This is a genomic window from Sphaerisporangium sp. NPDC004334 (assembly GCF_053602655.1).
Genome location: NZ_JBSGDZ010000027.1, coordinates 119,264 through 128,135, shown reverse-complemented (window position 1 = coordinate 128,135; position 8,872 = coordinate 119,264). Strand labels below are relative to the sequence as shown.

Annotated in this window: 6 protein-coding genes; 5 read left to right on the top strand and 1 reads right to left on the bottom strand. The window is 73.2% G+C overall.

Translation table 11 applies throughout. From position 1 onward, the window contains the following. Positions 1 to 261 precede the first annotated feature (261 nt). Positions 262 to 1,479 carry an ROK family transcriptional regulator gene (locus tag ACWEN6_RS31045; RefSeq protein ID WP_354853290.1) on the bottom strand — a complete coding sequence of 406 codons (1,218 nt, stop codon included), beginning with the start codon at positions 1,477 to 1,479 and terminating at the stop codon, positions 262 to 264. A gap of 395 nt (positions 1,480 to 1,874) precedes the next feature. On the opposite strand from ACWEN6_RS31045, the gene ACWEN6_RS31040 reads away from it, so the two are divergent. The 5 genes from ACWEN6_RS31040 to ACWEN6_RS31020 all read left to right on the top strand — a co-directional run bounded on the left by ACWEN6_RS31040 (position 1,875) and on the right by ACWEN6_RS31020 (position 8,828). Continuing rightward, positions 1,875 to 4,082, top strand: coding sequence for a HelD family protein (locus tag ACWEN6_RS31040; protein ID WP_452575201.1), 2,208 nt, complete (start codon positions 1,875 to 1,877; stop codon positions 4,080 to 4,082). A 644-nt stretch (positions 4,083 to 4,726) separates the two neighbouring features. Further along, a complete protein-coding gene (gene lnt, locus ACWEN6_RS31035; RefSeq protein ID WP_452575199.1) occupies positions 4,727 to 6,313 on the top strand; it encodes an apolipoprotein N-acyltransferase in 1,587 nt (528 codons plus the stop codon). Continuing rightward, positions 6,313 to 7,056, top strand: coding sequence for a polyprenol monophosphomannose synthase (locus ACWEN6_RS31030; RefSeq protein WP_354853295.1), 744 nt, complete (start codon positions 6,313 to 6,315; stop codon positions 7,054 to 7,056). The genes lnt and ACWEN6_RS31030 overlap by 1 nt, the downstream gene beginning before the upstream one ends. A 125-nt stretch (positions 7,057 to 7,181) precedes the next feature. Next, positions 7,182 to 7,751, top strand: coding sequence for an FxsA family protein (locus tag ACWEN6_RS31025; RefSeq protein WP_452575197.1), 570 nt, complete (start codon positions 7,182 to 7,184; stop codon positions 7,749 to 7,751). A 411-nt stretch (positions 7,752 to 8,162) separates the two neighbouring features. Then, positions 8,163 to 8,828: a hypothetical protein gene (locus tag ACWEN6_RS31020; protein ID WP_452575195.1), complete on the top strand. Its 666-nt coding sequence runs from the start codon at positions 8,163 to 8,165 to the stop codon at positions 8,826 to 8,828. Positions 8,829 to 8,872: the final 44 nt, after the last annotated feature.

Genomic DNA, 8,872 nt, shown 5'->3' with positions numbered 1-8,872 from the left:
TTTTTGTTTTTGTTTTGGTGTTTTTTTTTTTTGTTTGGGGGGTGGTGGGGGGGGGGGGGGGGGGGGGGGCGCCCCCCCCCCCCCCCCGCGCCCGGGGGGGCCCCCCCCCCCCCCCCGGGGCTGGGCGGACAACGGACGGAAGGGGTCGGGAACGGCGGAAGGGCAGGCCGGCGGGGGACGAAGGCGGTGGAGTGGGTGGACGACGGTCGGCGGGCCGGGGACGAAGGCGGTGGAGGGGTGGACGACGGAACGGACGGGGGCTCAGGCGGTGACGGCCGAGCCGAAGACCTCGTCGCGGGCGGTGGACAGGGCGAGGCCGAGGGCGCCGGTCAGCACGGGGTTGCCCTCGACGGCGGACGGCCGCACCGGCGGGCGGGGCAGGGTGAGCGCGTGCAGTTCCTCCTCCACGAGCCCGGCGAGCGCCTCGCCGCCGGCCAGCAGCATGCCGCCGGTCAGCACGACGATCTCGGGGTCGGCCACCGCGACGATCGGCGCGAGCCCCACGGCCAGACGCGACGCGAGCTCGCGCAGCCCGCGGCAGGCCCGCTCGCCGGCCTCGCCGCCCCGGGCGGCGTCCCGCACGGCGGCGCGCACGGCGCGGGCCGGGTCGCCGCCGCGCAGGCCGTGGGAGCGCAGCATCCGCAGCACGGCGGGGCCGCCGGCCAGGGACTGGAACCCGTGGTCGCCCCGCTTGCCGGTCTGCTTGGCGGTCGGGGCGCCGGCGATGGGCATGTACCCGACCTCGCCCGCGCCGCCGGTCGCGCCCCGGTGCAGCCGGCCGCCGAGCACCAGCGCGGCTCCTATCCCCTCGTCGGCCCACAGCAGCACGAAGTCGGCGTGGCCGCGGGCGACGCCGTGGGCTCGCTCGGTCAGGGCGACCAGGTTGACGTCGTTCTCGACGTCCACCGCCACGCCGAGACCCGCGCGGAGCGTTCCCACCAGGTCGGGGATGTGCCAGCCGGGGATGTGGGCCGCGTACCCGAGGCGGGCGGTGGCCGGGTCGACCGCTCCCTGGATGCCGATCACCACCCGGTGCAGGTCGTCGACGGCGATGCCCGCCGCGTGGCAGGCGCCCTCGGCGGCGGCGCGCACCTTGGCCACCACGTCGCCGCCGCTGCGGCCCGGGGTGGGGTGGACGTGCTCGGCGAGCACCGTGCCGGTGATGTCGGCCACGGAGGCGGCGATGCGCGTGCGGGTGACGTCGAGCGCGGCGACGTGGGCGGCGGCCGGATTGATGCGGTACAGCTCGGCCGTGCGGCCCGGCATGCCCTCGCGCACCCCGTCCAGCACGACCAGGCCCGCGGTGCGCAGGCGAGCCAGCAACTGGGAGGCCGTGGGCTTGGACAGGCCGGTGAGCGCGCCGAGCTCGGGGCGGGTGAGCGGCCCGCGTTCCAGCATGACCCGCAGCGCGGCGCGGTCGTTGATCTCCCGCAGCAGGCGGGGCCTTCCCGGTCGCGCGTCCGTGTTCGTGCTGGGCACGGGCTCCCTCCCCGTTCGGGCGGCGGTCGCGGACCTTCCGGCATGGCGGCGGCCGCGTCCTGGAGTTAGGAAGGTTTCCTAACTAAGAGAGAACGTACAGCCGTGGCCCCGCGCCTGGTCAAGAGGCGCTACCAAGCTGTGACAAGGAGGTTCGCGGCGAGGGTCGCGCGGGTGGGCGGCCGGAAAGCACGAACGCCGCCTCGGAGGGCGGCGCGGGAGAACTGGTGGCCGGTGGCCGGTCTGCTATTCTGGGCCCTTGTCCTCTTATTCACCATAAAGCGCATAAAGGCCCGGAGTTTCACATTACCACCAATAATAATGAAGCAGGGGCTTCTCGTCAAATAGAGCTCGTAAAGGAGCAGACTTACGTCGGCGCGCTCTACGAGCGGCTCGACGTGCTGCGCGCACGCACCCGCGGGCAGCTCGACGAGGTGCTCGCGCAGGGCGGCGGCGGCACCCACCAGAACCGCTCCGAACGCGACTCCTTCGCCGGAATGTACGCCGAACGCCTCGCCCGGCTGTGGGCCGTCGAGAACGGCCTGTGCTTCGGGCGGCTCGACCTGGCGCAGGAAGGGCCCCTTTACATCGGCCGGCTGGGCCTTTCCGACGACGACCAGGCCCGCCTGCTCATCGACTGGCGCGCCCCGGTCGCCCAGCCGTTCTACCGGGCCACCCCCGCCGCGCCCATGGGCGTCACCCGCAGGCGCCACCTGCAGACCAAGGGACGGCGGGTGATCGGCCTCGACGACGACCTGCTGGACCTGGACCGGCTGAGCGAGGCCGACCGGGCCACCCTGAACGGCGAGGCCGCCCTGCTCGCCGCGCTGGACGAGAAGCGCACCGGGCGTATGCGCGACATCGTCGCCACCATCCAGGCCGAGCAGGACCGCGTCATCCGCAGCGACCTCAACGGCGTGCTGGTCGTCCAGGGCGGCCCGGGCACCGGCAAGACCGTCGTGGCGCTGCACCGCGCCGCGTACCTGCTCTACACCCACCGCGAGCGGCTGGCGCGCCGGGGCGTGCTCATCGTCGGCCCCAACCTCACCTTCCTGCGCTACATCGAGCAGGTGCTCCCCTCGCTGGGCGAGACCGACGTGCTGCTGTCCACCGTCGGCGAGCTGTACCCGGGGATCACCGCCACCGCCCGCGAGTCCGCGCCGGCGGCCGCGATCAAAGGGTCGGCCCGCATGGCCGAGGTGGTGGCGCGGGCGCTGCGCGACCGCCAGCGCGTTCCCCGCGAGCCGGTCGACATCCCCATGGGCAACTTCACCCTGCGCCTGGACCAGCGCACCTGCGAGGCGGCCAAGAGCCGTGCGGTGCGCAGCCGCCGCCCGCACAACCAGGCCAGGGCGGTGTTCGTCCGTCATGTGCTCAACGTGCTGGCCAAGCAGGCCGCCAAGGCGCTCGGCCGCGGCATGCTGGAGGAGGACGAGCTCGCCGACCTGCGCGAGGACCTGCGCACCGAGCCGGCGGTCAAGAGCGCGCTCAACCGCCTGTGGCCCTACCTCACCCCCCAGCAACTGCTCATCGGCCTGTTCGGATCCCGCCCGCGCATGGCCTACGCCGGGCTGAGCGACGCCGAGCAGGACATCCTGTTCCGCGAGACGCCCCGTGGCGGCGCGTCCTGGACCGAGGCCGACGTGCCGCTGCTGGACGAGGCCGCCGAGCTGCTCGGCGACATCGACCCCCAGGTGCTGCGGGCCACCGCCATGCAGGCCGAGGAGGAGCTCGCCGCCGCCCGGCGCGCCGAGGAGGCCGAGCGCGACTCCGAGCTCACCTACGCCCGCGAAGTGCTGGAATTGACCGGCATGTCCGACATGATCGACGCGGAGCGCCTGGCCGCACGGCACCGGGGCGACGAGAACTACCTGACCACCGCGGAGCGCGCCGCGGGCGACCGCACCTGGGCCTACGGGCACATCATCGTCGACGAGGCCCAGGAACTGTCTCCCATGGCCTGGCGGATGCTCATGCGCCGCAGCCCCAACCGCTCCATGACCATCGTGGGGGACATCGCCCAGACCGGGTCGGCCGCGGGCGCCGCCTCCTGGGGCCAGGTGCTCGACCCCTACGCGCGGGGGCGCTGGCGCGAGGAGACGCTGACCGTCAACTACCGCACCCCGGTCGAACTCATGGCCGTGGCCGCCGACGTCCTCACTCTCGTCGGCCCCGACCTCAAGGCGCCCGACTCGGTGCGGGAGACCGGAGTGCCGCCGTGGGCCAGGAAGCTGGCCGCCGCGCGCGAGATCGGGCCGATCGCGGCCGGTGAGATCGTCGAGGGCGGCCGGCTCGCGGTCATCGTCCCCGCCTCGCGCGCCGCCGAACTGGGGGAGGCCGTCACCTCGGCCGTGCCAGGCGCGGTCGCGGGCCCGGTGCCCGGCGCGCTCGAGGCCCCCGTCGTCGTGCTCACCGTGGCCGACGCCAAGGGCCTGGAGTTCGACGCGGTGCTCATCGCCGAGCCGGCCGAGATCCTCGCCGAGTCGCCGCGCGGCCCGAGCGATCTGTACGTGGCGCTCACCCGCGCCACCAGCCGCCTCGGCGTCCTGCACACCGGCGACCTGCCCCCCGCCCTGTCCCGCTGCGAAAGGATCCCCTCCCCCTAGGTTGTGTTCCTTTGCGCTCGCTTCGCTCGCGCGGGGTTCGGGCGCCTTTGAGCGGGTGCTCGCGCGGGGGCGGGATGGAGGCCGGACCGTCGCGGGGGAGACCGCCTCTGACCGGCTTAACGACCACATGGGGGCATTGACGGGTACTCACGTCTCCTGTCCTAGCTGCGAAAACTTGGTGTTTCCGCTGATCGGGACACGGTTGACATCTGAGCTGAGGTCGGTAGTTTGCTGGACAGTCCAGCACGGGACTACCGGTTGGCCGTCTTCAGACATCGTCGGATTCTGCGTCATGACGGAGCACGACTCCGTCTGCTCAGCCAGGCGCAGCGCCGGCGTTCCGTCGAGTCGGGGCACCCCAGCCGGGTGGGGGGTTGGACCCGGGAGGGGCCTGGACACCCAGTAGACAACGGAATTCCGCGCTCGCCGCCGACGGGACGGATCCGGTCCGAAGGGTCGTCCGGGCCCTCTTCCCGTCTCGTGCCAGAGTCGCAGCGTGGTTCCTGGGTTCCCGCCCGACGGGGGAGGCCCAGGGATCACCATGCGTGATCTTTCGCCGCCGCGGATGCCCGGCGGTTGGAGCGCGGAGCGCTGGGCGGTAGCGTTCGGGGGTTACCGAAGACCCCGAAGGAAGACCCGCCCCTGTGGCCCACCCCACTGTGCAGGACATCGAGCGGGCGCCGGCCCCTTCCGGCGTGCTGTCGGCTTCGCGTGCTTTGTGGCGGTCAGGCGCCGCACCGCTCGGCGGCGTGCTGCTCTTCCTGGCCTTTCCCCCCATTGACCTGTGGTTTCTGGCGCCGGTCGGCGTCGCGCTGCTGACCCTGGCGGTGCGCGGGGCGGGAGTGCGGCGGGCCGCCGTGCTGGGGTACGCGGGGGGCGCGGCGTTCCTGCTGCCCGCGCTGACCTGGGTGCGTCCCATCGGGGACGACGCGTGGCTGCTGCTGGTGGCCGTGGAGAGCCTGTTCTTCGCCGTGATGTCGGCCGGGGTGGCCCTGGTGACCAGGCTGCGGTCCTGGCCGCTGTGGGTGGCGGCCCTGTGGGTGGCACAAGAGTGGGCAAGGGGGGCATTCCCGCTCGGCGGGTTCCCCTGGGTCCGGGTGGCGTTCAGCCAGGGCGGCTCGGCGTTCACCCCGTACGCCGCTCTGGGGGGTGCTCCGCTTGTAACTTTCACCGTCGCCCTGTGCGGTGCGTTACTGTCCGGCGGGCTCGCGGCGTTCCTCCGGAGCGCCGCGCGGCCCGCGGTGTGGGCTCTGGCGGGGGCCGTGGCGGTGCCGCTGCTGGGGTACGCGGTGCCGCGCCCGGGGGCGGAGGCGGCGCGCACCATCCGGGTCGGGGTGATCCAGGGCGACGTTCCCGGCACGGGCATGGGCTTCCTCGGCGACGAACCGGCCGTCGTGCTGCGCAACCACGCCGACAAGACCCACGACCTGGCCGAGGCCGTGCGCGCGGGCAAGGTGGAGCGGCCCGACATCGTGATCTGGCCGGAGAACTCCACCGACATCGACCCCTACCAGAGCTCCTACGCCCGTACGGTGATCGACGGCGCGGTGCGCGACATCGGGGTGCCGGTGCTCGTCGGGGCCGTGGTGCGCGCCCCCGACGGTCTGCACCGCTACACCCGGGGCATCGTCTGGGATCCCGCCACCGGGCCGGGCGCCTACTATGACAAGCGGAAGCTCGTCCCGTTCGGGGAGTTCGTCCCCTTCAAGGACCTGTTGCAGAAGTTCATCAAGCGCGTCGAGCTGGTGGGTCTCCAGTCGCTCCCGGGCGACCGCGAGGGCGATCTGAAGATGGGCCCGGTGACGGTCGGCGCCGTCGAGTGCTACGAGGTCGCCTTCGACGGCATCGTGCGGAGCACCGTCCGCACGGGCGCCACGCCCCTGGTCGTGCAGACCAACAACGCCACCTACGCGCTCACCAATCTGCCACCGCAGCAGCTCGCCATGTCCCGGCTGCGGGCGGTGGAGCACAATCGCGCGGTGATCACCGCCGCGACGACCGGCATCTCGGCATATGTCGACCCCGATGGGCAGGTGCGCTGGCAGACCGCCGAACGCGTGGCCGACATGGCGGTGGTGACCGTACCCGTCCGCACCGGCGAGACGATCGCGACGCGGGTGGGAGCGGCGCCCGAATGGGCGCTGGTGCTCATCGCGGCGGGCTCCCTGGTCGCCGCCCTCCGGCGGCGTCCCACGCCAGAACACGACAGTTCCGACGAAGAGGATGGGTGATGGAGCGGATTCTCGGGCGGGTACTCGTCATCGTGCCGACGTACAACGAGCGCGAGAACCTTCCCATGATCATCGAGCGGCTGCGGGCGGCGGTGCCCGAGGCGCACCTGCTGGTCGCCGACGACAACAGCCCCGACGGCACGGGGGAGATCGCCGACCGGCTCGCCGCCGAGGACGACCACGTCCACGTGCTGCACCGCCCGGGCAAGCAGGGCCTCGGCGCGGCCTACATCGCCGGGTTCCGCTGGGGTCTGGCCGAGGGGTTCGACGTCCTGGTGGAGATGGACGCCGATGGCTCCCACAGCCCCGAGGAGCTGCCCCGGCTGCTGGACGCCCTGGCGCAGGGGGCCGACCTGGTCATCGGGTCCCGCTACGTGCCCGGTGGCGAGCTGGTCAACTGGCCGGCCTCGCGCAAGGCCCTGTCCAAGGGCGCCAACATCTACGTCCGCCTCATGCTCGGCGTGCCGACGCACGACACCACGGCCGGGTTCCGCGCCTACCGCGCCTCCGCGCTGGAGAAGATCGCACTGGACGAGGTGCAGTCCCAGGGCTACTGTTTCCAGGTCGACCTGACGTTGCGCACCGTGCGGCAGGGCCTGCGGGTCGCCGAGGTGCCGATCACCTTCGTCGAGCGCACGGCCGGGGCCAGCAAGATGAGCCGCGCCGTCTTCGCCGAGGCCCTGTGGCTGGTCACCGTGTGGGGCCTGGCCTCGCTGCCCCGCCGCCTGCGCCGCTCCCGCTGACCCCAGGGACGCCGGCGACCCCCGGCGGGGCCTGTCCTGTCGGCCCCCGCCCGGGGCGCGCCCGATGGTCCTCGGGAACCCTCGGGGATGGCCGGACGTTCTAGGTCGAGAGGTGGTGTGTGGCCATGCTGCGTGTCGTTCTGTTCCTGACGTTCCTCGTCGTGCCGGTGCTGGAGATCTGGGTGCTCATCCAGATCGGCCAGGTGATCGGCGGCTGGCAGACCGTCGGGCTGCTCATCCTGGACAGCCTGATCGGCGCCTGGCTCGTCCGCCGGGAGGGCCGGCGCGCCTGGCGGGCGCTGCGGCAGGCCCTTGAGTCCGGGCGGATGCCCGAGCGCGAGCTCGCCGACGGTGCGCTCGTCGTCGCGGGCGGCACCCTGCTGGTGACGCCGGGCTTCCTGTCCGACGTGCTGGGCTTCTTCCTGATCCTGCCCTTCACCCGTCCGCTGGCCCGCCGCGGCCTGGGCTGGTTCCTCGGCCGCCGCGTGCGCGCGATGGCGTCGGCCTCGCCGTTCGGCGTGATGTTCTCCGGCGGCGCTCCCGGCGGGTCCGCGCGGCGCCCGGACGGGGCGCGCGTGGTCAGCGGCCAGGTCGTCGAGGAGCACGAGCGTCCCCGCGACGCCGCCTCCGGCCCGCGCCTGGCCCCCGGAGCCCCGCGCCCCGCCGACGACGGCGCCGAACGCCCTCCCCGCTGACCCGCGCCCGGCTCCGGCCGAGGTGGCTCCGAGACCCCGTGGCTCCGGCCGGGGGCTCCGACCCATGCCCGGCGGCTTGAGCCAGGGTGCCCCACCCCATGCCTGGCTTGGGGTGGGGTACCCCACTTCGGGCCCTTAGCCCCCTACGGCGTCTCGACCCTCCGGCGGGCGACTGCGACACTCCAGAGATCCAACCGCCGCCGGACGGGGAACGGCCGGCCCTCGCACCCGACCATCGCGCACGCCGTGACAGGCGTGCCCGCGCGCGCCCGGCGGGCACCTTGCGATCATCCCGTCCCGGCGCCGCGCCCGGCCATCGCCGATGGCCGCCGCCGGGGTGAGCCCGCAGGCCCGGCCTAGGCGGTGGGGAACCGCCGGCCGTCGCCGGCGCCAAGGGAATGGAGTGAGGCAATGACGACCGCTCTGGCCGAGCCCGACCTGATCATCCGGCCCTGTCTGCCCCCGTTCGGAGGCATCTTCGACCTGCCGGGGCGGGAGACCCCCGTCGCGACCCACATGCCGCACGCGCCCTTCGAGAACCTCGAGGAGCACCTGCACGAGCACCTGCCGCACCTGCACATCAGCTACGGGTTCGAGATCGCCCGCCACGAGCTGGAGCGACTCCCCGAGAGCACGCACCTCGAGGTCGTCATGGCGATCAAGAAGGAGCACCGGGTCGACTGCAATCCGATCTTCGTCAACCGCAAGAACGCCAGTGAAGGCGAGTGCCTGAAGATCGGCGGCGAGGACGTCCACTGGATCCACAGCGAGGAGACCGCCCGCAAGGCCACCGAGCTGTTCGCCCGCACCGGCCGGCGACTGCCCGAGGACATGTACTTCTCCGGCTTCCTCACCAGCACCCCCGACGAGCGCGAGACGCGCGCCTACACCCGCGAGGAGCTGTTCGAGGCGATCGGCGACGGCCTGCTGGTCGAGCAGCACTTCCAGGCCACCTGGCTGGAGCCGCGCGAGGAGCCGATCGACCCCTACGACGTGATCATCTACCTCGGCAGCACCGACACCCGATACCACACCTTCTTCCGCCTGCCGGCGATCGTCCCGCTCGGCGCCTCCTGAAGGCCCTCCCGGCGCGTGCCTCCGTCCGGCGCCGCGGTCGCGGC